Raw genomic sequence first — 19566 nt, forward strand, 5'->3', positions numbered from 1 at the left:
CGGAGGCCCTCGCTCGCCGCGGCAAACCTCACGCGGGGCTTCTTCAGCCCTCGTCCTCGGCGCCTCGGCGCAACCCCAGCATCTTGCGCAGCTCCCGAGCGGACTGGCGGCTGACCTCCACCGCGTGTCCCCGAGCCGTGCGTGCCAGGTAGCCCCCCGTCTCCAGTGGCTCCAGCCGCGCGACGTGACGCAGGTTGAGCAGCGCCCTGCGGTGCACGCGGTGGAACAGCTCCTCGGGCAGCTTCTCCGCCAGCTCGTTGAGGGTGAAGTCGGTGAGGAACTCGCCCTGCGTGGTGAACACCGTCACCAGCTCGTCGTCGAGCGACGCGTGGGAAATCGTCTCCGGGTCCACCAGGACGATGCCCTGGCGCGTGGGGATGGGCAGCCGGGGCAGCGCGCGCGGCGCCGTGGCCTTCTCCGCGGACGGCGTCATTTCACGCGGGCGGGCGTCGGCCTCCAGTCGCGCGCGGGTGCGCTCCAAGGCCTTCTGCAGGCGCGCGGGCTCCACGGGCTTGAGCACGTAGTCCACGGCGCCGTGCTCGAAGGCCTCCACGGCGTGCTCGGCGTGCGCGGTGCACAGCACCACGCGCGGGCGTCCTTCGGGCAGGAGGGCCAGCGCGTCCAGTCCACTGAGGCCCGGCATGTGGATGTCCAGCAGCACCACGTCCACGCCGCCCGCGCGCACCGCGGCGAGCACGGCCTCTCCATCCGCGGCCTCGCCGCACACCTCCACGTCGGGCAGGGCGCCCAACAGGCGCGACAGCCGCTTGCGGGCGAGCAGCTCGTCATCCGCGATGAGGACTCGCAGGGGTGGGCTCACGTGACGACTCCATGCAAGGGGCCCGAGCGGGGCAGGGTGACGGTGACGCGGGTGCGGCCCTGGTCGCTGCTCAACGCCAGGTGCGCCCGGTCGCCGTAGGCGAGGGCCAGGCGGCGCTCCACGGTGGGCAGGCCCGCGCTGCCTTCGCGAGGGCCCTTGGAGGCGCCGGGGTTCTCAATCGCCACCTCCACGTCCTGCTCGCGCACGCGGACGCCCAGCGAGAGCAGGCCCCGGTGGCCCGCGGCCGGGCCGTGCTTCACCGCGTTCTCCGCCAGGGGCAGCAGCACGAGCGGCGGCACCTGCACGTTCTCCGCGCCGGTGGACACGTCCAGCGTGAGCTGGAACAGGTCCGGGTCCCTCAAGAGGTGCAGGTCGAAGAGGGTGCGCATCAGCGCCAGCTCCTCCGACAGGGGCCAGGTCGCCTTGCGCACGCCGGCGAGCACCGAGCGCAGCATGGTGGACAGCCGCAGCACCGCGGCCTCGGCCACGGCGCCGTCCTCGCGGCACCACTCGGCGATGGCGTTGAGTGTGTTGAAGAGGAAGTGCGGGTCCAGGTGGCTGCGCAGCGCGAGCAGCTGCGCCTGCTCCGCCTCCAGCGCGAAGCGGGCCGCGCGGGCGCGCTCCTTGGCCAGCGACTCCTCGAAGCCGATGTCCCGCCCCAGCCCCCAGCCGCCCACCAGGAACAGGGCGTTGCAAACGATGAGGTTGGTGGGCTGCGTCAGGAAGGTGGTCCCCATGCCCAGGAGCTTCGGCAGCACGAAGCCGGAGGTGAGCACCACGCCGCTGCCCACGGTGCCGTACATCAGCACGCGCACGCCGCCGTGGCTCAAGTCCAGGCCGCCCGGGAAGAGGACGCGGTAGGAGACGGGGGCCACGCCCACGAAGAGCAGGCACATCAGCACGCCCAGGTGGGGCGCGAGCGGCTCGTGGCTGAAGCGCGTCTGCGCGGCGACCAGGGGCGCGGACACCAGGAGGATGGGCACGAGCCTGCGGGGCTCCGCGAGGGCCCGCAGCGTGGCGCGGACGATGGACCCTTCAGGCTTCTCCGACATGCTCCAGCGGGAGCCTACACCCTTGGACTTCTCACTGCGCGGGCTGCTCGTCCACCTCCAGCTCGAAGGCATCGACGAGGATGCTGCCGGCGAGGACGACGGGGAAGAGGAGGATGGCCGCGAGGACGAGGAGGGGCGTGGGCAGGGTGAGCATTGCGGGCTCCGGAGTCTTGGCAGCATGCCTGCCCAGTCTGACGTAGCCCTTGCTCCGCGCTGTCCGCTCCTCCCTGGACGGTCGTTTCCCGGCCTCGAGCAGTCGCCCTCAGGGCCCCGCTGCCACGAGCGTGTCCGCGAGCTGGAGCCCGTTGCGGATGCAGTCGTTGAGCCCCACGCCCTTGTAGGCGTTGCCCGTCAGGTGGAGCCCGGGCCAGCGGCCGAGCCCCTGGTCCACGGCCGCCATCCGCTCCAGGTGTCCCACCGTGTACTGGGGGATGCCCCGGGGCCAGCGGTACACCTGCGTGAGTGACGGCGTCGCGGTGACACCCGCGAGCGCCTTCAGCTCCTCGCGCGCCAGCGCCACCAGCGCGGGCTCGTCCAGGCCCACCAGGTCCGGCCGCTTCGCGCCGCCCACCATGCACGTGTACAGCACGCGGCCGGCCTCTACGCGGAAGGGGAACACGGTGGAGGCGTGGATGGCGCCAAGCAGGCGTCGCCCCTCGGCCGGAGGCACGAGGAAGCCGAAGCCGTCCGGCGCGGGCGTCGTCCCCGCGTCGAAGCCCAGGTGCACCACCGCAATCGGCGCGTACTCGATGCCGCCCACGCGCGCCGCCAGCTCCGCGTCCAGCGGCTGCAGCAGCCCCTTCGTCACGTACGCGGGCGCCGCGAGCACCACCTGACTCGCGTCCAGCTCCGCCCGCCGTCCCTGCTCTCTCACCGCCAGCCGCCAGCCGCCGTCCACGCGTGTCAGGCCCTCCACCGTGGCGCCCAGGTGAATGGCGTCCCCCAGCGAGGCGCCCAGCGTGTCGATGAGTGTCCCCAGGCCGCCTTCGAAGGTGCTCAGCGCGCCGCTCAGCTTCGGCGTCGAGCCCGAGGGCAGGGCCTTGCGCTGGGCGCGCTGCGCTTGAATGGCGCCGAGGATGAGGCTGCGGTGCTCCCGCTCCAGCTTCACGAGCTGCGGAAACGTGGCGCCCACGCTCAGCCGCTCCACGTCTCCGGCGAAGATGCCCGTCTGCACCGCGTCCAGCAGCACCCGCGTCGCGGTGCGGCCCAGGTGCCTGCGGCCGAAGTCCGCCAGGGACTCGTCCACGCCCGTCGCCGCGCGGCCGCTGAACAGCTCTCCCACGACGCGCAGCTTCGCGCCCAGCGGAAGGATGTCCGAGCCGAGGAACGCGGGCGGGGAGGCGGGCACCGAGCGCAGCCGGCCCCGCGTGTAGACATACCGTCGCTTCGCCGCCGGGTCCGCCGCTCGAATCCTGCCTTCCAGGTTCAGCGCGGATGCCAGCTCTCGCGTGGCGGGCTCCCGGTCCAGGAAGCTGTTGGGGCCCGTCTCCAGGAGGAAGCCTTGCTGCTCGCGGGTGCCTACTGCCCCGCCGAGCCGGGAGGATGTCTCCAGGACAACGGCATCCCTACCGCGTGAGCGCAATCGCCAGGCGACGACCAGACCTGAAATCCCACCTCCTACGACGGCGACAGTCATCGGTTGTCCCTCCTGAATCAAATTTTCCGGTGACCAGCGTGCACTCAGTAACCGTCGACGTTGTGTGTTTTGCCAAGGACAAGCATTCGGCGCGTTAATGAAGGGTATGCGCTACGTCATCACCGGAGCGAGCAGGGGCATTGGTTTCGAGTTCGTCCACCAGCTCCTCGAGCGCGGCGACATCGTCGACGCCGGGGTGCGCACCGAGGAGGGACTGCAGCGGCTGGAGCCTTTGAAGCGTGGCAGTGCGGGGCGCCTGCGCATCCACGCGCTCGACGTGGCGGAGGAGAAGAGCGTCAGGGCCTTCGCCTCGGCCGTGAGTGGAGAGCCGGTGGACGTGCTCATCAACAACGCGGGAGTCCCGGGGCTGTGGTGCGCCCTGACGGACGTGGACTACGCGGACGTGGTGCGCACGTTCGCCGTCAACGCGCTGGGCCCCCTGCGGGTGACGAGCGCGCTGTTGCCCGCACTGCTGCGCGGGGTGGCTCGAAAGGTGGCGCACGTCACCTCGCGGATGGGCTCGCTGGCCGCGAACAACGAGGGCGGCGCGTATGCCTATCGGATGTCCAAGGTCGCGCTGAACATGGGCGTGCGCAACCTGTCCAATGACTTGCGCGGCCAGGGCATCGTCTCCGTGTTGCTCCACCCCGGCTGGGTGCAGACGGACATGGGCGGGCCGGACGCGCCGCTGCCGCCGGGAGACTCGGTGCGTGGCATGCTGAACATCATCGATGGGCTGCGCGCCGAGCACAGTGGCCGCTTCTTCGACTACCAGGGCGAAGAGGTGCCCTGGTAGCGGCACGCGGAATCGAGTCACGGATACAGCATCTGTGCCTGCCAGCCATCCGGCCCGCGCAGGTACAGGTGTCGGTCGTGCAGGCGGCTGGTGCGCGAGTGCCAGAACTCGATGCGGTCCGGCACTACGCGGAAGCCGGACCAGTGCGGAGGCCGGGGCACGTCGCCCCCGGCGTACTGCTTCTCCACCGCCTCCACGCGCGTCTCCAGCTCGTCGCGCGAGCCCAGGCGCTGGCTCTGGAGGCTGGCCCACGCGCCCACCTGGCTGCCGCGCGCGCGGCGCTTGAAGTACCCGTCCGCCTCCTCGTTGGAGACGACCTCCACGCGGCCCTCCACGCGGACCTGCTCCTCCAAGGGCGGCCAGTAGAAGCACAGCGCGGCGAAGGGGTGGGCGAGCAGCTCGTGGCCCTTGCGGCTCTCGTGGTTGGTGAAGAACACGAAGCCGCGCTCATCGAAGTCCTTGAGCAGCACGACGCGCGCGCTGGGGCGGCCGTCGGGGCCCACGCTGGCCACCACCACCGCGTTGGGGTCCACCGGGATGGCCTTCTTGGCTCGCTCGAAGACGTCCGAGAATCGCTGGATGGGGTCGGGAGGTATCAGCACGGGCGCAACATACGGGACGGGAAAAGGGCGCGCACGTTCGCGGTTGACTCATCCCGTGCAACCGTCATGGTTGTCACATGAAGATTCTCTTCATCTCCTCGGAGGTGGCGCCGTTCTCCAAGACGGGAGGCCTGGGGGACGTGGCGGGGGCGCTGCCCGTCGCGCTCGCCGCGCTGGGCCATGACGTCAAGGTCGTCACCCCGCGCTACCGCGACCTGCGGGACGCCGGGAGGCTGTCGCCCACGGGGCAGTCGCTCCAGCTGCGCTTCCCCTTCGGAGAGCAGGGCGGCCCCATCCTCTCCGCGCGGGTGTCGGAGCGGCTGGAGGTCCTCTTCCTGGAGAACGAGCACTTCTTCGGCAACCGCCACGGCCTGTACGGCGACGCGTCCGGCGAGTTCGGCGACAACCCCCGGCGCTTCGCCTATCTGTCCGTGGGCGCGCTCCAGGCCGCCCAGCGGTTGGGTTTCGCGCCGGACATCATCCACGCGAACGACTGGCAGACGGGGCTCGTCCCGGTGGCGCTGCGCCGCGGCTTCCAGGCCACCCTGCTGGGCCGGGCCAAGAGCGTGTTCACCATCCACAACCTCGCGTACCAGGGCCAGTTCCCCAAGGACACGATGGCGGACCTCGGCCTGCCTTGGGACTTGTTCACCTCCGAGGGGGGCCTGGAGTTCTACGACACCGTCAACCTGCTCAAGGGGGGCCTGGTCTTCGCCGACGCGCTCACCACGGTGTCGCCCACGTACGCGCGTGAAATCCAGACGCCCGAGCAGGGCTACGGCCTGGACGGCCTCCTGCGCCGCCGCGCCCACCGGCTGCATGGCATCCTCAACGGCGTGGACACCCACGAGTGGAACCCGGCCACGGACCCCTTCCTCCCCGCGCGCTTCAATCCCCGGGAGATGGAGGGCAAGGCGGTGTGCAAGCGCGAGTTGCTCCAGCGCTTCGGGCTGCCGGAGGGCGACGCGCCGGTGTTCGCCATCGTCAGCCGGCTGGCGTGGCAGAAGGGCATGGACCTCCTTTTGGAGGCGCTGCCCTCCGCGCTCCAGGCGGACATCCGCTTCGTGGGCGTGGGCAGCGGCGAGGGCCCGCTGGAGGAGGGGATGCGCGCGTTGCAGGCCCGTTACCCGGGACAGGTGTCCGTGCACCTGGGCTTCGACCCGGCGCTGTCACATCTGGTGGAGGCGGGGGCGGACTTCTTCCTCATGCCCAGCCGGTATGAGCCGTGCGGCCTGAATCAGATGTACTCCCTGCGCTACGGGACGGTGCCCATCGTCCGGGCCACGGGCGGGCTGGTGGATACGGTGGAGGGCGGGCTGGACGGCAACGGAATCCTCTTCGAGGCCTTCCACCGGGCCGCCCTCCTGGCCGCCTTCCGCCGGGCCCTCTCCCTCTACGCGGACCCGCCTCGACTCGCGGATTTCCGGCGCCGGGGCATGGAGAAGGACTTTTCCTGGGATGCCTCCGCCACCCGGTACGAGAGCCTGTATTCAGGTCTCGTCGCTGAATAATGGGTGCGGATAGAAAATCGCAGTAGGCTTGTGCCGTGGCGGAAGCTCCGGACCTGGGTGGTTATGAGGTAGTCGGCCGGTTGGCTGTCGGCGGCATGGCGGAGGTGTACCAGGCGAGAGCCCGGTCCACGACGCAGCGGTCGCCCGGCGAGCCAGACGAAGTCGTCATCAAACGACTGCATCCGTCGTTTCGCAGCGACACGGCCTATGTGAAGGCCTTCGTCGACGAGGCGAAGCTGACGGTGCGCTTGAGACATGCGCACATCGTCAGGACGTTCCGCCTGTTCAAGGCGGGGCCGGACTACCTGATGGTGCAGGAGCTCGTGAGTGGCCGGACGCTCGGCTACATGCAGGAGCTGTTGCTCAAGGCCGGCGCGGCGATGCCGCCCGAGTCCGCCTGCTACATCGCCTGGTGCATGCTCAAGGCGCTCGACTACATCCACCGGGCGAAGGTGGGGGAGAACGGCGCCACCATCGTCCACCGCGATGTGAATCCGGCCAACGTGCTGCTGGGCATCAACGGCGACGTGAAGGTGACGGACTTCGGCGTGGCGGAAGTCGAAGGGATGATGCGCGGGGACGCGGGGGCGCTGCGCGGCACGCTGCCGTACATGAGCCCCGAGCAGGTGCTGGGGCAGGCGGTGGATGCGCGCACGGACCTGTACGCGGTGGGCGTCATCCTGTGGGAGCTGTTCGCCAGCAGGCGGCTGCACACCGGGGACAACGAGTCGGACCTGATGCACCGGGTGCGCGACGGGCGGGTGCCGCTCTTGTCGTCGGTGACGTCGGACCTGCCGGACTACGCGGTGCAGGTGGTGCGCAAGGCGCTGTTCGCGGACCGGGTGCGGCGCTTCCAGACGGCGGCGGAGTTCATCAAGGCGCTGGAGGCGCTGTCCCGTCGCGCGGGCTGGCCCCTCACGGTGGAGGCGCTCCAGCCCCTGCTGGGCGGCTGATGCGCGCGCGTCGCGAGCTGTTGGCGGTGCTGATGGGGGCCGCCCTCGTGGGCTCCGGGTGCCTGGGCGCGGTGCCCTTCCAGCCGCGCGCGTATGACGACGCGGTGCGGGTCGAGTCGCTGAGCGTGGACTTCCATGCGGACGGCTCGGGCGTGCTCGACGTGGGCCTTGAGATACGCAACCCCTCGTCGGACGCGGCCACGCTCACGTCGGTGGACTTCGAGCTGTGGGTGGAGGGACGGCGCGTCGCCGCCGGGCAGCAGCACGTGGACGCGGCGCTGCCTCCGGATGGGAGCGCTCCGCTGCGCGTGCTCTTCCCGCTGGCCGCCGAGCGCGTCACCGCCGTCACCGGAGAGGCGGCGGTGCCGGTGCGCGTGCGCGGTGGCGTGGTGCTGCGCTTCGGGCGCACGGAGCGGCGCGCGCCCTTCCGGGTGCAGGGCTCACAGAAGCTGACGCACGTGCCGCCGCTCGACGGCCCGGTCGACTGAAGTGCAGGTGCCCGCGCCGCTCCTGGCGGCGAGGCAACCGGGCACGCGGGCCGTACCGCTCAGGACTTGGCGGCGGGGGACTCCGCGCGAGACTCCTTGGCGCGGGGCTCCTTGCCGGGTGTGGCGCTCTTGAGCCGGGCCATGCGCACGCGGTCGATGCGCGCGCCTTCCTTGTTGGCGACGACGAACTGCCAGCCGTTGTACGTGAAGCGCTCGCCCACGTCGGGCAGGTGCCCCGCCAGCGACGACAGGTAGCCGCCCAGCGTGTCGAAGTCGCCCTCGGGCAGCGGGAAGCCGAAGGCCTGGGTGAAGCGGTCCACCTCCATGGCGGCGTCCACCATGAAGCTGCCGTCGGCCATCTTCTCCACCTGCTTCTCCTCCACCTCGAACTCGTCGCCGATGTCGCCGACGATTTCGCGGAGGATGTCCTCCAGCGTGACGATTCCCATGAAGCCGCCGTACTCGTCGACGACGATGGCCATGTGAATCTTGCGCTTCTGCATGTCGCGCAGCAGGTCGCCGATGGGCTTCATCCACGGCACGAAGTGCGCGGGGCGGATGATGTCCTGGAGGACGATGAGCTCCGGGTGCTGGAGCAGCGGGATGATGTCGCGCGCGTGCAGCACGCCGATGATGTGGTCCACGTCGTCCCGGTACACGGGGATGCGCGAGTGGTTCTCCTCGGCCAGCAGCCGCAGCAGGTCCTCGGAGGAGATGGTGCTGTCCACCGTGACGACTTCCGTGCGCGGCACCATGACGTCGCGGCAGCGCTTGTCGGACAGCTCGAAGATGGAGCGGATGAGCTGCGGGGCGCTCTTGTCGACCTCGTTCTTCGCGGCCTGCGCGGCCAGGAGCTTCTCCAGCTCCTCCAGCGGCGGAGGCGGGGGCTCGAAGCGCAGGGTGCGGCCGAACGTGCGCGCCACCAGGTTGAGCACGCCCAGCACGAAGCGCATGGGCGGATACAGCACCGCCACCAGCAGCGCCACGACGCCGGACAACCGCATCGCCCAACGCTCCGGGTTGGCGTTGGCCAGCCCGCGCATGGTGACTTCCATGAGGCTGGCCAGCACGCCGACGAACAGCGCGCCCGCGGCGACGGTGGCCACCGGCAACCAGGCGGCCTCACCGTAGCGCGTCAAATCCAGCATGCGCGGCGGGACGAAGGCGCCGATGGCCGCGGCGAGGAAGCCGCTCAGCAGCGTGCCCAGCCGCAGCGCGGTGGCGGTGGCCTCGCGCTCCGTCTTGTGGCGCAGGACGCGGCGGCTCGACGCGCCCGGATGCTGCTCCGCCAGCTCCTGGGCGCGCAGGTCGGAGGTTCCGTAAAGCGCGGACTCCGCCGCGGCGACCAGAGACCTGACGAAGCACAGCGCCAGGCAGGCGACCCAGAGGGCCCAGGTAGGCATAGAGGCCCGTTCTTAACCCGTGCTAAGGGTCCGTTCCACCCCGCCGGAGCCCTGATGCCCGCTCGCATGTATTCCCTTGGAGCACTCCTGGCCCTCCTCGTGCCCGCCGTCGCTGGCGCGTGGCCGGTGGACCTGGTCCTCCCCTTGGAGGCGGGCAAGGAGCGCTTCCAGAAGCTGGCGGCCGTGGAGTGGGTGGAGGTGGAGGACGCCTCCATCGCCAGCGCCGAGGTGCTCCCGGGCACCAACGAACTGTTGCTCACCGGTCAGAAGGAAGGGCGCACGCTCCTCCTCCTGTTCGCGGAGGGGCGCTTCGCGGTGTGGCGCCTCACGGTGGGAAATCCGCCCGCCGAGGACGTCGCGCCCAGGCTGGCCTCCGCGCGCAAGGCGTGCCCGGACCTGAAGGCCACGCAGGGCGCGGAGCGCTCGCTCACGGCCACGGTGAAGGACGCCGCGTGCCGCGCCGCGCTGCTGGAGGTGCTGCGCACGGACGCGTACGTGGCGCGCGAGCTGGAGCTGACCTTCGATGTTCCGGCGCTCCAGGAGCAGCTCGCCTCGGTCGTCGCCGCGCTCCAGCCGCTGGGCCTGGAGGCGAGCTACAGCGGCGCGGGCCTGGTGATGACGGGCACCGCGAGCCGCGAGGACTGGCGCCGGGCGCTGTGGGAGCTGTTCCGCCGCTCCGTGGGCCGCGTGCCGCTGGAGGACCGGGTGGAGCTGAAGGCCTCGGAGCCTCCGGCCGCCGTGCCGGACGCGGGCCCCGCCGTCCAGGTGGAGCCGCCGGTGGAGGTGGAGATCCTCTCCCCGCCTCCGAAGAAGCCGCCGCGCAAGAAGCGCGGAGGCTAGGGCGTCGTCTCGCGCAGGATGATGAGGCCGCGCGACGTGTCCACCGTGTAGATGAAGCCATCGCCCGGCACGCGGATGCCGATGGCGCCGTCGTAGAAGCTCTCGCCGCGTCCCGCGTCGTCCGGCCGGAAGGTGTTGTAGTGGGCCACCTCGCGCGGGCTCTCCGGGGTGGAGACGTCCAGCACGCGCACGCCCTCGTGGTACCAGGCGACGTAGAGCTTCGTCCCGGACAGCACCATGTTGTGGATGGAGACGTAGTCGCGCATCCGGTGCTCGCCGATGAGCTTCACGGAGGCCGGGTCCGTCACGTCGAGCACGCGCAGGTGCGCGCCCCAGTCCTCGCCGCCCTCGAAGGCGATGATGCGGTCGCCGTAGCGCGCGACGGCGCTGGCGTGGCTGGTGGAGTGCGCGTAGCGGTAGGAGCCGAGCTGCCGGGGCGTCCCGCTCGGCTCCAGCGCGCCGATGACATAGCCGGCGCGCCAGAAGTTGACGTAGAGCCGCCCCTCGAAGGCGAACATGTCGTGCGGCCCGTAGGAGCTCGCGGCGTCGAAGCCCGCGGCCTGGAAGGTGCCCTTCAGCTCCGGAGACAGGGGCTGGGTGACGTCATAGAGGAGCACCTCGCCGGTGGGCGCGGGCGAGGCGGCGAACAGCGTGTTCTCGCTCACGAACACGGTGTGCACGTTGGTGCGCGAGCCGCCCGTGGCGAACACCTCCACGGGATGGGCGGGGTCGGTCAGGTCGAAGACGATGACGCCGCGCACGCCGCTGGCCACATAGAGCGCGTTGCCGTGGGCCCAGACGCCGTTCCAGTACGTGTCATTGGTGCGCCGGATTTGCTCCGTCAGCACGGGCTGGCTCGGGTTGCTCACGTCATAGACGAAGAGGCCGCCGCCGAGCGAGACGACGTAGGCGTGTCCGAGCGTGACGTACACGTCCACGGGCAGGCCCGTCACGGCCGTCTCGGACACCCGCTCCAGGCCGGAGGACTCCGGCTCGTCCACGCGGGCGGTGACCTTCATCGCGTCGAAGGTGCCTTCACCCTCCACGCGTCCGTTGAGACATTCCACGTAGCAGCCTTGCAGCCGTCCGGGTTCGGGCGACTGGCAGCCGAGGAAGGAGCGGCGACGCACGCCGTTGGTGCCTTCCGTGCGCGAGCCGGAGACGAAGACGTTGCCGCCCGCGCCCACTTGTCGCGTGTCCAGCGTCAGGCCCCCTGCGTACTGGGTGCCGGTGGAGGCCAGCCGCATGGACTGGGACGAGAAGTTGTAGGTGTTGCCGTAGCGCGGGTTCCTCGCGCGGACGTGCAGGGTGTAGACGCCCTCCAGCTCCAGCGTCGCGAGCTCTCCAGGAGAGCAGGCGCTCGCGTTGAAGCTGCCCAGGCTGCCGCAGGCATTCGAGGCCGTGTCCACCGTGCACGCGGCGAAGGCGCCCGTGTCCTGCCAGTCGCCCTCATCCGAGCCGCCCGAGGGCTCTGGAGTCGGTGGTGGCTTGTCGTCACTGCAGGCCGTCAGGGCCAGTGTCACCGCAGCCAGCATCAACAGGGCACGCATGGAGCTCATCCTGATGTGAGTGGAGTGTGTTCGCATCGGTGGGATGTCGGGGTGGTCATATCGCGATGGCCGGGACTTCGCCTGTCGTGTCCGCGCGGGGGTGGGCGTGCCCGTGTGGGAAGGGTCGACGCTGGAGACGCTTCAGGGTGTGCCGTGAGGAGGCCGGCATGAGGTATGACGGCGCGAAGTTTCCGGACCGGCCGTGACGTGCGGGTGCGTCATGTCGCTGGGGTCTTCTGGAGGAGCCGATGCGATTCTCGATGCGGTCGACTTCACTGGTGCTGGGCCTGTTGCTGCTCGCGCCGCTGGGGGCGAGTGCCCAGTTCGATGATGGTGAGGCGTCGCTCACCGCGCCCACCGAGCCGGAGCGGGGCTGTCCGAAGCGCCCGGACCTGGTGCCCTTCACGCCGCGCGCGCAGGTGGGCATGGAGGGCTCGGGCTGGCTGGTGCACCAGGCCATCATCCCCGAGTCGAAGGACACCTTCTTCAAGGGCCGCGAGCGGGAGCGCTCCGGGGTGAAGCGGGTGCCGGAGGAGGAGTCGCGAAGGTACGGTGCGCCGGACCCGACCCTCCCGCTGTGGGTGTTCGGCAAGGCGGACGCGCCAGCCTGTCGCGCGCTGCCCGTCCACTGGTGGGCGGTGCGGATGGGGGCGACGGACGCGGACCGCAAGACGTTCCTCATGGCGGAGATTGAAGTGGACTGCGACGTGCTGCCGCCCGGGCGCCTGTCCGGTACGCCGGTGGCGCTGCGGCAGAAGGACGAGCCCACGGGGTGCAAGCTGCGCCGGCCCACCGAGCGCGAGACGGGCAAGGACGGAGAAGGCCTGCCGCCCGATGTGCTGGAGTTCATCCCTGCGCGCGACTGCGAGTCGCCGGAGTGCCTGCGGCTGTGGGAGCGCATTGGCACGAGCTGGGATGACACCACCACGGTGGGCGACTTCACGGTGTCGTGGATGGAGCGCAAGGGGAAGAAGGACCCGTGCGACTGGCCCACCGAGGACCTCTCGTTGCTGCTCTACCGTCCGCCGGGCTCGCTCACCCCGGCGCTGCTGCGCAATGGTGGGACGCAGTTCTTCGGTGGCCTGCATGACAGCTCGGGGCTGAGGTTCGTGCTCAGTCGGGACCTGGGCTCGCTCTACATGCACGAGGCCGCGAAGCCGAAGGCCGCGCCGAAGGCGGTGCGCTATGGGAGTCCGACGGAAGAGGACTTGATTCTCACCAGGCGCACACTGTCTCCGTGCAAGGTGAAGCGCTGAGGTCGATTTTCACGGGCCATGTCAGGCAGGGATGGCGCCGCCTTCGGTCGGCTCCATCATGGACTCTCGATTCCAGCGCATCACCGCGGACAATGCCTCGCGGTTGACGCAGGTAGGGCAACTCCGTCCCTCGCTCCCGTCGCACACCTCGGGCCAGAAGCTCGCTTTCGAACCGGGGAGCGCCGTGCTCCTCGCGCTGAGCAACGGAGGAACGCCGCTGCGGTGGTGGGACGTGGAGACGTCGTCGGAGGGGCTGCTGCATCTCCACGAGCAGCAGTTCGAAGGGGGAGCAGCGATGCTGCTCGACGCCGAGCGCATCCTGACGGTAGGGCCCGCGAACCTCTCGATTTCGGGGCTGTGGCGGCCGAGGCTGGTGACCCTCTCCACGAAGGACGGGGCGCTGGTGCGTGAGCAGCACCTGACTCATGCGATGATCCGGTTCGCCATGTCTGCGGGCGGGGAGCGGGCGCTGCTGATTCCGTTGGAAGGCGATGCGCCTCTGGTGTGGGACTTGAAGTCCTGGCGTCTTCACTGCGAACTCGCACCGCTGGACGGGGGCGTGTCCGTGACGGCGTGTGCGCTGTCGCCGGACGGGCGCTTCGCCGCGGCGACCTTCACTTCGGATGACGGACGGGGAACGAACCTCTGGCTCTGGGATATCGCCGAAGGGGCACGCCCCGTGGCGCTGTCCGTCGATGCGCCCACGACGTGGAGCCTCGCCTTCCATCCGACGGAGCCGCTTCTCGTCGTGGGTGGCATCACGGAGGATGTCGCCGTGGTGCACGTGGGCGAGCATCGGCGGGTGAAGACGCTTCCTGGCTTCCGGGGCTACGCATGCAACCTGAGCTTCAATCCCCAGGGCGACCTGCTCGCGGCCTCCCGTGATGGCCGAGGCTTCGGTGTCCATCGCTTCGATACCGGCGAGGAGTTGTTCCGCTCCAGCGACGGCGATGACCTGCAGACGAGCGATGCGGTCTTCTCACCCAATGGCCGACTCGTGGCCTGGGGGCGGGGGGATGGCACGGTGGAGCTGTGGGCCGTGACTGACTGAGGTCCCCGCGCGTCACCGCGCGGGAGCTTCCGTCCACTTCCCCTGCCGGGTCGGCTCGCGCAGGGCCTTGTGGAGCGCGGCGAGGAAGCGCTTCCTCGGCCATGACTCCGCGCCGAACCTCGCCAGGTGCTCGGTCTCCACCTGGCAGTCCACGAGCTGGAAGCCCCACTCCTTGAAGCGCTCCACCGACGACACGAACGCCACCTTCGATGCATCCGGCGCGAGCGCGAACATGCTCTCACCGAAGAACGCCGCGCCCAGCGATACGCCGTACAGCCCGCCCTTCAATTCGCCGCCCTGCCACGCCTCCACCGAGTGCGCGAAGCCGCGCTCGTGCAGCTCGACGTAGGCCGCCAGCATCTCGTCCGTAATCCACGTCCCGTTCTGCCCGGGACGCGTCACGCGGCCACACTCGGTGATGACGCGCGCGAAGGCCGTGTCGTAGCGCACCTCGTACTCGCCCCGCGCCATCGTCTTGCGCAGGCTGCGGCCCACGTGCAGCGTGTCCGGCGTCAGCACGAAGCGCGGGTCCGGCGAGTGCCAGAGGATGGGGTCCCCCTCGCTGAACCACGGGAAGATGCCGCGCGAGTACGCGGCCAGGAGCCGCTCCGGGCTCAGGTCCCCGCCCACGGCGAGCAATCCGCTCTTGTCAGCGCGCTCCGGAGGCGGGAACAGCTCCGGGTGCTCGTCACTCAACAGGTAGATGGGCACGCACCGCGCACTCTACCGGGACACGTTCAGCTTCACCTCGCCCGTGAGTGAATACGGCACCCGCATCAGTGGACCGGTCAGCTCTCCTGTCACCCCGTAGGGCAGGACTCCGCGCGAAATGAGCGCCTTCACCTCCGGGCCCCACGAGTCCTTCGTCACCGCCACCTCCACCGGGTACACCCCCGTGGCGGACGCATCCACGCTGTCCGACTGCGCCAGCGTCCCGCTGTCCAGCGCCTTGCCCGCCACCGCCATCTGCCACGTCAGCCCGCTGAGCTTCAGGGGGAAGGGGTTGGGGTTCTGGATACCCAGCCGGAGGTTGAGCTGCACCTCTTCGGCGGAGTAGCGCGCCCCATCCAGCTCCTCCACCACAATCGTCGGCAGCCGGGGCACGCGCACCGCGCGACTCGCGGCGAAGGGCACCTGCTCCTCGGAGTCCCCCGAGCGCACCACCAGCACCCCGCGCAACGCCAGCAGCACCGTGCCGCCCTGCGCGCTCAGCCGCGCCAGGTCCTCCGCGCTCTGTACGTAGGCCGCGCGCTCTTCAAAAGACACGTCCCCCGGAGTGCCGGGCTCAAGCCGCGTCTCCAGTTTCATGGTGCCCTTCTTCAGCACCTTCCCCTCGGAGACCAGCTCGTAGTCGGCGCGCTCCACCACGCCGGGCGCGGCGCTGGCCACCTGGGCGCTGTAGCGCAGGGTGGCCTCTGTGAGCCCCTGCGACACCACGGACGTGTCCTGTGAGGTGAGGGTGGCGGAACCAGCCGGCCGGGTGGGGGACGAGGCACACCCCAGCCCCACCATGAGCAGTGCGGCAAGCTGGACGACGGGCGAAGTCGAGCGCATCACGCTAGACATTGTGTGCACCCCGGAAGCCGCCCCCAAGGGCTTTTCCGCTAGACTGTCCACCACTCGTGGTCCGACGCCGCCCCAACTTCAACAAGACGGTCCGCTCCCTCATCCGGGACATCGCGACGAAGCTGCCGGAGTTCGCCCACGTGAAGGCGGGCCGCATCCTGGTGGTCGCGGGTGAGGCGCGCCGTGCCTCGCGTGGCACCGTGAAGCCCCTGTGCTTCCGGGGCGGCAAGTCCACGGACCGCACGGGGCGCCGCAAGCCCGTCATCCGCATCCGCGGCCGGCGCATGCTGTACTGCATCACCCTGCGGCCCCTCTTCTTCAGGGGCTCCACCGCCCAGGCCCGCCTGGAGACGGTGCTGCACGAGCTCTTCCACCTGTCGCGCCGCTTCGACGGCACCCTGCACTCGGGCCGGCGCCACGCCGTGCTCGGCAAGGACTTCGCCCGGAAGCTGCGCCCGCTCGTGCGCCGCTACCTCAAGCTGTGCCCTCCGGAGCTGCTCTCCGCCCTGGCCCTCACCGGCGAGGTGCGCGTGCTCCAGTGGCTGGAGCGCCCGGGCCCCGCCTACGTCCCGGGGACGCACCGACGTGTGCGCAAGGTCTACACCGAGGACCAGCTCTATTACGGCATCGCACGCATGGTGACGCCCAAGCCCCGCGTCCCTCGTGAAGCCGCCGTCCGCCTCAAGGTCCACTGACAGTCCGCTTCCGGGCCACCCCTGTACACCGCAGGACACTGCTCGTCTGTACGGGTTGACTTTGATAATGAGTATCAATATCGTCCGTCGCGTTTCAGACAGCGGAGTGGTGATGCGCGACGGATGCCAGCAGGGCGGTGAAGCGGACGAGCTGCGGTGTCTGTGCGGGAGTCTGCTGGCGAGGTTGGTGCCGGAGGGCGTGGAGCTGAAGTGCCGTCGTTGCCACCGCACGCGGGTGGTGCCGCTGGAGCGGCCGCCGGGAGATGGGAGCGCGCCGGGCGCGCAGGGCTGAGCGGATGGGAGCACCCGGGTGTGGCACGGCCCGGGGGTGTCGAGAGTTGACTGAGGCCAGAGGCCCTTGAGCCCAGCGCCCCGCGGGGACTCCACAGAAGAGGAGTCCCACCGACCGTGTGTCGGAGGACGTGGAATGCGTGGGAGTTGGTGTCTCCTCGTGCTGGCCTGTGCCGCCCCTCAGGTGGCGTGGGGCCGCGCGTCGCCCCAGGCGGAGCAGCCAGCTCCTTCGTCGAATGCGTCCCCGAATGAAGCAGTGCCCGTCGCGGCGGAGTCCGACTCCTCCGTGACGAGCGACTCCGAGGCTTCGCGAGCAGCCGTCCCGGTGGAGCCCGTCTCCGCCGCGCCGAGCGACTCCGAGGCCGAGGAGAAAGTGTCGAAGCAGGCCGAGGTCGTCGCGGGTCCAGGGGCCTCGACGACCTCGGCATCTTCGACACCCGCCGAGCAGGATGACGTCCCGGTGGCGCGCACGGTGGTGACGGCGTCGCGCACGCAGGAGCGCCTGGGCGAGACGCCCGTGGCCACCGAGGTCATCACCCGCGCGGACATCGTCGCGAGCGGCGCTCGGGACGCGTCGGAGTTGCTCGCCGCGCATCCCGGATTGGAAGTGGTGCAGACCTTCGCCGGAGCGTCGCTCCAGGTGCAGGGCCTGGGTCCCGAGTACGTGCTGGTGCTGGTGGACGGAGAGCGCGTCGCGGGTCGTGTCGCGGGCAGCGTGGACCTGTCCCGGCTGTCGCTCGAGGACGTGGAGCAGGTGGAGATCGTCAAGGGCCCGTCGTCGGTGCTCTACGGCAGTGACGCGGTGGGCGGCGTGGTGAACTTCATCACGCGCCGGGCGCGCAAGCCGCTCGGTGGCGAGCTGCGCGCGGCCTACGGCGCGCTGGAGCGGCTGGACCTGGACGCGACGGGCGAGGCGCGGGGCGACGGCTGGGGCCTTCGGCTCAGCGGTGGCCTGCAGCGCCGCGCGTCCTATGACCTGGACACCGCCGACGTGGGCACCACGGGCAGCAGCCTGGAGGGCTTCGACGTCTCCGCCAGCGGAGACCTGAAGGGCGAAGGGCCGCTGTCGCTGGAGGGCTCCGCCGGCTTCTCGCGACGCACCCAGCGCGGCGTGGACATGGGGGTCGCGGGCGCGGTGTTCGACCGGGCGAGCCGCGACACCTCCATCACCTCGCGCCTGGCGCCGTCGTGGAAGTTGAGCAGCGACGCGACGCTGCGGGTGGAGGGCGCCTATACCCACTTCCAGCGCCGCTACCTGAGAGACCAGCGCCGCGCCTCCGCGCTGGACACGGTGGAGGACACGCGCGAGCAGCAGGGCCGACTGGGCACGCAGCTCGACGCGCGCGTGGGCGAGCGTCACGCGTTCGTCGTCGGCGCGGAGTTCCTGGGCGAGTGGCTGGTGGCGGACCGCCTGGAGACGGGCGGCGGAGACCGGGGCCGCGCGTCGCTGTACGCGCAGGACAGCTGGACGCTGGCGACGGGCCCCAAGCTCGTGGTGGTCCCTGGCGCGCGCCTGGATGTGGACACGCAGTTCGGCACGGCCGTCACGCCCCGGCTCGCGGCGAAGATTGACCCCCTGTCATGGCTCACCGTGCGCGGCAGCTACGGCTGGGGCTTCCGGGCGCCGGGCTTCCAGGAGCTGCTGCTCGACTTCGAGAACCCCACCGTCGGCTACGCGGTGCGCGGCAACCCGGACTTGAAGCCGGAGCGCTCGCGCAGCTTCAGCCTGTCCACGGAGGTGCGGCCATCGGATGCGTCCCTCATCTGGGTGAGCGCGTATCAGCACTCGCTGCGCGACATGATTGCCTCCACGCTGGAGCAGGGTGGGGCGCAGCAGCTCTTCACGTACACCAACGTGGCGCGTGCGCGCGTGCGGGGCGGCGAGCTGGGCCTGCGTCAGCGCTTCCCGTGGCGCCTGTCCGGCGAGGTGGCCTACACGCTCACTGACGGACATGACGAGGAACTGGACCGGGCGCTGGAAGGCCAGGCGCTCCATCGGCTCACCGCGCAGGCCACGTGGCGTCACCGCGAGTGGGGCCTGGAGACGTGGGTCCGCGCGGCGCTCGTCGGCAAGCGGCCCTTCTATCCGGATACGGACGGTGACGGTGTCGCCAATCCCTACCAGTCCGAAGCCTATGTCACGGTGGATGCCCGAATCGCTTGGAGGGCGCGTGAGTCGCTCCAGTTCTTCGTGCTGGGCTCCAACCTCGCGGACGCGGGCAACCCCACGGACCTGCCCATTCCGCCCCGCACCTTCCAGGCCGGCGTCTCGTTCCGGCTGTGAGTCATCACTCAAAGCTCAAGGAGCCCGAATGTCCCGCCCCACCTTCTTCTCCGTGTCCCGTTTCGGCCGTACCGCCGCGGTCCTGTGCCTGTCCGGCCTGCTGTCCGCCTGCGGTGACGACCTGGTCCCCACGCCTGGGGACGACGATGACAACACGCCGGAGCAGCCGGGCGTCGAGGTGCCGGCCAACGGCACGCACGTGCGCCACGTGGGCAACACGGACGGCTCCATCACCACCGTCGTCGACGCCACGAGCAAGGAGGCATGGGTGGGCCTGGATTTGGACACCGGCCTGCAGGTGAGCGCGAGCGAGGACGCTGTCTGGGACCTGTCCTTCCAGCGCTTCGGCATCCGCTCGCGCGGTGGCGTGAATGGCACGGGCGGCGTGGAGGTGGCGGTGCTGCCCTCGCAGGACTTCCTCCAGCTCACGCAGGCGCCCGTGAGCGGCTTCGCGGTCGACGCGGCTGACGGAGATGACGAGGGCTCGGACCCGGACACTGTCTTCCAGGCCAACGGCGGCTGGTACGCCTATGACGTGACGACGCACAAGCTGTCGCCGCGCGCGCAGGTGTACGTCGTGCGCTCCGACTCGCGGGCGTACTTCAAGGTGGAGATGCTGTCCTACTACGACGACGCCGGCACGCCCGCGATGCTCAAGCTGCGCTGGACGAAGGTGACGGCGCCCGTCTCCGGTGGCGCGCTCCAGGACGGCGTCTCTCCCAGCAGCTCCCCTTTCGAAGTGTCTCACTGAAGTCGAAGTCCTCCTCTCCCC

Annotated in this window: 20 protein-coding genes; 11 read left to right on the plus strand and 9 right to left on the minus strand. The window is 70.4% G+C overall.

Going from position 1 to position 19566, the window contains the following annotated elements:
* Positions 1-43 precede the first annotated feature (43 nt).
* From LZ199_RS08455 to hemG, 4 genes are all read right to left on the minus strand, one after another.
* Positions 44-820 carry a LytR/AlgR family response regulator transcription factor gene (locus LZ199_RS08455; RefSeq protein ID WP_253993137.1) on the minus strand — a complete coding sequence of 259 codons (777 nt, stop codon included), beginning with the start codon at positions 818-820 and terminating at the stop codon, positions 44-46.
* The gene (locus LZ199_RS08460; RefSeq protein WP_253993138.1) at positions 817-1872 is read right to left on the minus strand and encodes a sensor histidine kinase; all 1056 of its coding nucleotides are present in this window, start codon (positions 1870-1872) and stop codon (positions 817-819) included. Before LZ199_RS08460 ends, LZ199_RS08455 begins: the two co-directional genes overlap by 4 nt.
* A 31-nt stretch (positions 1873-1903) precedes the next feature.
* Positions 1904-2026 (minus strand): hypothetical protein, encoded by a 123-nt coding sequence (locus tag LZ199_RS46065; protein ID WP_256568933.1) that lies wholly within the window; start codon positions 2024-2026, stop codon positions 1904-1906.
* A 108-nt stretch (positions 2027-2134) separates the two neighbouring features.
* A complete protein-coding gene (hemG, locus tag LZ199_RS08465; RefSeq protein WP_253993139.1) occupies positions 2135-3508 on the minus strand; it encodes a protoporphyrinogen oxidase in 1374 nt (457 codons plus the stop codon).
* A gap of 97 nt (positions 3509-3605) precedes the next feature.
* Between hemG and LZ199_RS08470 the strand changes: the two genes are divergently transcribed.
* Entirely contained in the window at positions 3606-4304 is a 699-nt protein-coding gene (locus tag LZ199_RS08470; protein WP_253993140.1) for an SDR family oxidoreductase, read from the plus strand.
* A 17-nt stretch (positions 4305-4321) separates the two neighbouring features.
* On the opposite strand, the gene pdxH is transcribed toward LZ199_RS08470, so the two are convergent.
* Positions 4322-4906, minus strand: a complete 585-nt coding sequence (gene pdxH / locus LZ199_RS08475; protein ID WP_253993141.1) for a pyridoxamine 5'-phosphate oxidase — start codon at positions 4904-4906, stop codon at positions 4322-4324.
* Between the two features lie 77 nt (positions 4907-4983).
* Between pdxH and glgA the strand changes: the two genes are divergently transcribed.
* From glgA to LZ199_RS08490, 3 genes are read left to right on the plus strand one after another with little or no spacing between them, the layout of a single operon-like run.
* Complete coding sequence (glgA, locus tag LZ199_RS08480; RefSeq protein WP_253993142.1) at positions 4984-6417, plus strand: glycogen synthase GlgA; 1434 nt, start codon at positions 4984-4986, stop codon at positions 6415-6417.
* 35 nt (positions 6418-6452) lie between these two features.
* Positions 6453-7370: a serine/threonine protein kinase gene (locus tag LZ199_RS08485; protein ID WP_253993143.1), complete on the plus strand. Its 918-nt coding sequence runs from the start codon at positions 6453-6455 to the stop codon at positions 7368-7370.
* Positions 7370-7858 carry an LEA type 2 family protein gene (locus tag LZ199_RS08490; protein ID WP_253993144.1) on the plus strand — a complete coding sequence of 163 codons (489 nt, stop codon included), beginning with the start codon at positions 7370-7372 and terminating at the stop codon, positions 7856-7858. The genes LZ199_RS08485 and LZ199_RS08490 overlap by 1 nt, the downstream gene beginning before the upstream one ends.
* 59 nt (positions 7859-7917) lie before the next feature.
* On the opposite strand, the gene LZ199_RS08495 is transcribed toward LZ199_RS08490, so the two are convergent.
* Positions 7918-9261, minus strand: a complete 1344-nt coding sequence (locus tag LZ199_RS08495) for a hemolysin family protein (RefSeq protein WP_253993145.1) — start codon at positions 9259-9261, stop codon at positions 7918-7920.
* A 54-nt stretch (positions 9262-9315) separates the two neighbouring features.
* Between LZ199_RS08495 and LZ199_RS08500 the strand changes: the two genes are divergently transcribed.
* Positions 9316-10101, plus strand: coding sequence for a pilus assembly protein N-terminal domain-containing protein (locus tag LZ199_RS08500; RefSeq protein ID WP_253993146.1), 786 nt, complete (start codon positions 9316-9318; stop codon positions 10099-10101).
* Here the strand turns inward: LZ199_RS08500 and LZ199_RS08505 are convergent.
* Entirely contained in the window at positions 10098-11651 is a 1554-nt protein-coding gene (locus LZ199_RS08505) for an LVIVD repeat-containing protein (RefSeq protein WP_253993147.1), read from the minus strand. The two genes, LZ199_RS08500 and LZ199_RS08505, sit on opposite strands and share 4 nt — an antisense overlap.
* Before the next feature lie 260 nt (positions 11652-11911).
* Between LZ199_RS08505 and LZ199_RS08510 the strand changes: the two genes are divergently transcribed.
* Both LZ199_RS08510 and LZ199_RS08515 read left to right on the plus strand, forming a co-directional pair.
* Positions 11912-12907 (plus strand): hypothetical protein, encoded by a 996-nt coding sequence (locus LZ199_RS08510; RefSeq protein WP_253993148.1) that lies wholly within the window; start codon positions 11912-11914, stop codon positions 12905-12907.
* A 58-nt stretch (positions 12908-12965) separates the two neighbouring features.
* On the plus strand, positions 12966-13958 hold the full coding sequence (locus tag LZ199_RS08515; RefSeq protein ID WP_253993149.1) for a WD40 repeat domain-containing protein: 993 nt from the start codon (positions 12966-12968) through the stop codon (positions 13956-13958).
* 12 nt (positions 13959-13970) lie between these two features.
* Here the strand turns inward: LZ199_RS08515 and aat are convergent, their stop codons facing one another.
* Positions 13971-14669, minus strand: coding sequence for a leucyl/phenylalanyl-tRNA--protein transferase (aat, locus tag LZ199_RS08520; protein WP_253993150.1), 699 nt, complete (start codon positions 14667-14669; stop codon positions 13971-13973).
* A 12-nt stretch (positions 14670-14681) separates the two neighbouring features.
* Positions 14682-15524, minus strand: a complete 843-nt coding sequence (locus LZ199_RS08525) for an LEA type 2 family protein (RefSeq protein WP_253993151.1) — start codon at positions 15522-15524, stop codon at positions 14682-14684.
* 56 nt (positions 15525-15580) lie between these two features.
* Here LZ199_RS08525 and LZ199_RS08530 point away from each other — a divergent pair, with 56 nt between their 5' ends.
* The 4 genes from LZ199_RS08530 (at position 15581) to LZ199_RS08545 (ending at position 19545) form a co-directional block, all read left to right on the plus strand.
* Positions 15581-16219, plus strand: a complete 639-nt coding sequence (locus tag LZ199_RS08530) for a hypothetical protein (RefSeq protein ID WP_253993152.1) — start codon at positions 15581-15583, stop codon at positions 16217-16219.
* Between the two features lie 67 nt (positions 16220-16286).
* Positions 16287-16511 carry a hypothetical protein gene (locus LZ199_RS08535; protein WP_253993153.1) on the plus strand — a complete coding sequence of 75 codons (225 nt, stop codon included), beginning with the start codon at positions 16287-16289 and terminating at the stop codon, positions 16509-16511.
* A 135-nt stretch (positions 16512-16646) separates the two neighbouring features.
* Positions 16647-18794, plus strand: a complete 2148-nt coding sequence (locus LZ199_RS08540; RefSeq protein WP_253993154.1) for a TonB-dependent receptor plug domain-containing protein — start codon at positions 16647-16649, stop codon at positions 18792-18794.
* A gap of 28 nt (positions 18795-18822) precedes the next feature.
* On the plus strand, positions 18823-19545 hold the full coding sequence (locus tag LZ199_RS08545; RefSeq protein ID WP_253993155.1) for an HmuY family protein: 723 nt from the start codon (positions 18823-18825) through the stop codon (positions 19543-19545).
* The last annotated feature ends 21 nt before the right edge of the window (positions 19546-19566 follow it).

The sequence above is a fragment of the Myxococcus qinghaiensis genome, from assembly GCF_024198215.1.
Taxonomy (GTDB): domain Bacteria; phylum Myxococcota; class Myxococcia; order Myxococcales; family Myxococcaceae; genus Myxococcus; species Myxococcus qinghaiensis.

Bases quoted from the DNA above. Each gene is read 5' to 3' on its own strand.
- LZ199_RS08500 (WP_253993146.1), top strand. From the start codon at position 9,316: ATGCCCGCTCGCATGTATTCCCTTGGAGCACTCCTGGCCCTCCTCGTG.
- glgA (WP_253993142.1), top strand. From the start codon at position 4,984: ATGAAGATTCTCTTCATCTCCTCGGAGGTGGCGCCGTTCTCCAAGACG.
- LZ199_RS08470 (WP_253993140.1), top strand. From the start codon at position 3,606: ATGAAGGGTATGCGCTACGTCATCACCGGAGCGAGCAGGGGCATTGGT.
- LZ199_RS08525 (WP_253993151.1), bottom strand. From the start codon at position 15,524: ATGTCTAGCGTGATGCGCTCGACTTCGCCCGTCGTCCAGCTTGCCGCA.
- LZ199_RS08490 (WP_253993144.1), top strand. From the start codon at position 7,370: ATGCGCGCGCGTCGCGAGCTGTTGGCGGTGCTGATGGGGGCCGCCCTC.
- LZ199_RS08505 (WP_253993147.1), bottom strand. From the start codon at position 11,651: ATGCGTGCCCTGTTGATGCTGGCTGCGGTGACACTGGCCCTGACGGCC.
- LZ199_RS08460 (WP_253993138.1), bottom strand. From the start codon at position 1,872: ATGTCGGAGAAGCCTGAAGGGTCCATCGTCCGCGCCACGCTGCGGGCC.
- hemG (WP_253993139.1), bottom strand. From the start codon at position 3,508: ATGACTGTCGCCGTCGTAGGAGGTGGGATTTCAGGTCTGGTCGTCGCC.
- LZ199_RS08510 (WP_253993148.1), top strand. From the start codon at position 11,912: ATGCGGTCGACTTCACTGGTGCTGGGCCTGTTGCTGCTCGCGCCGCTG.
- LZ199_RS08535 (WP_253993153.1), top strand. From the start codon at position 16,287: ATGAGTATCAATATCGTCCGTCGCGTTTCAGACAGCGGAGTGGTGATG.
- LZ199_RS46065 (WP_256568933.1), bottom strand. From the start codon at position 2,026: ATGCTCACCCTGCCCACGCCCCTCCTCGTCCTCGCGGCCATCCTCCTC.
- LZ199_RS08515 (WP_253993149.1), top strand. From the start codon at position 12,966: ATGGACTCTCGATTCCAGCGCATCACCGCGGACAATGCCTCGCGGTTG.
- LZ199_RS08545 (WP_253993155.1), top strand. From the start codon at position 18,823: ATGTCCCGCCCCACCTTCTTCTCCGTGTCCCGTTTCGGCCGTACCGCC.
- LZ199_RS08495 (WP_253993145.1), bottom strand. From the start codon at position 9,261: ATGCCTACCTGGGCCCTCTGGGTCGCCTGCCTGGCGCTGTGCTTCGTC.
- LZ199_RS08540 (WP_253993154.1), top strand. From the start codon at position 16,647: ATGCGTGGGAGTTGGTGTCTCCTCGTGCTGGCCTGTGCCGCCCCTCAG.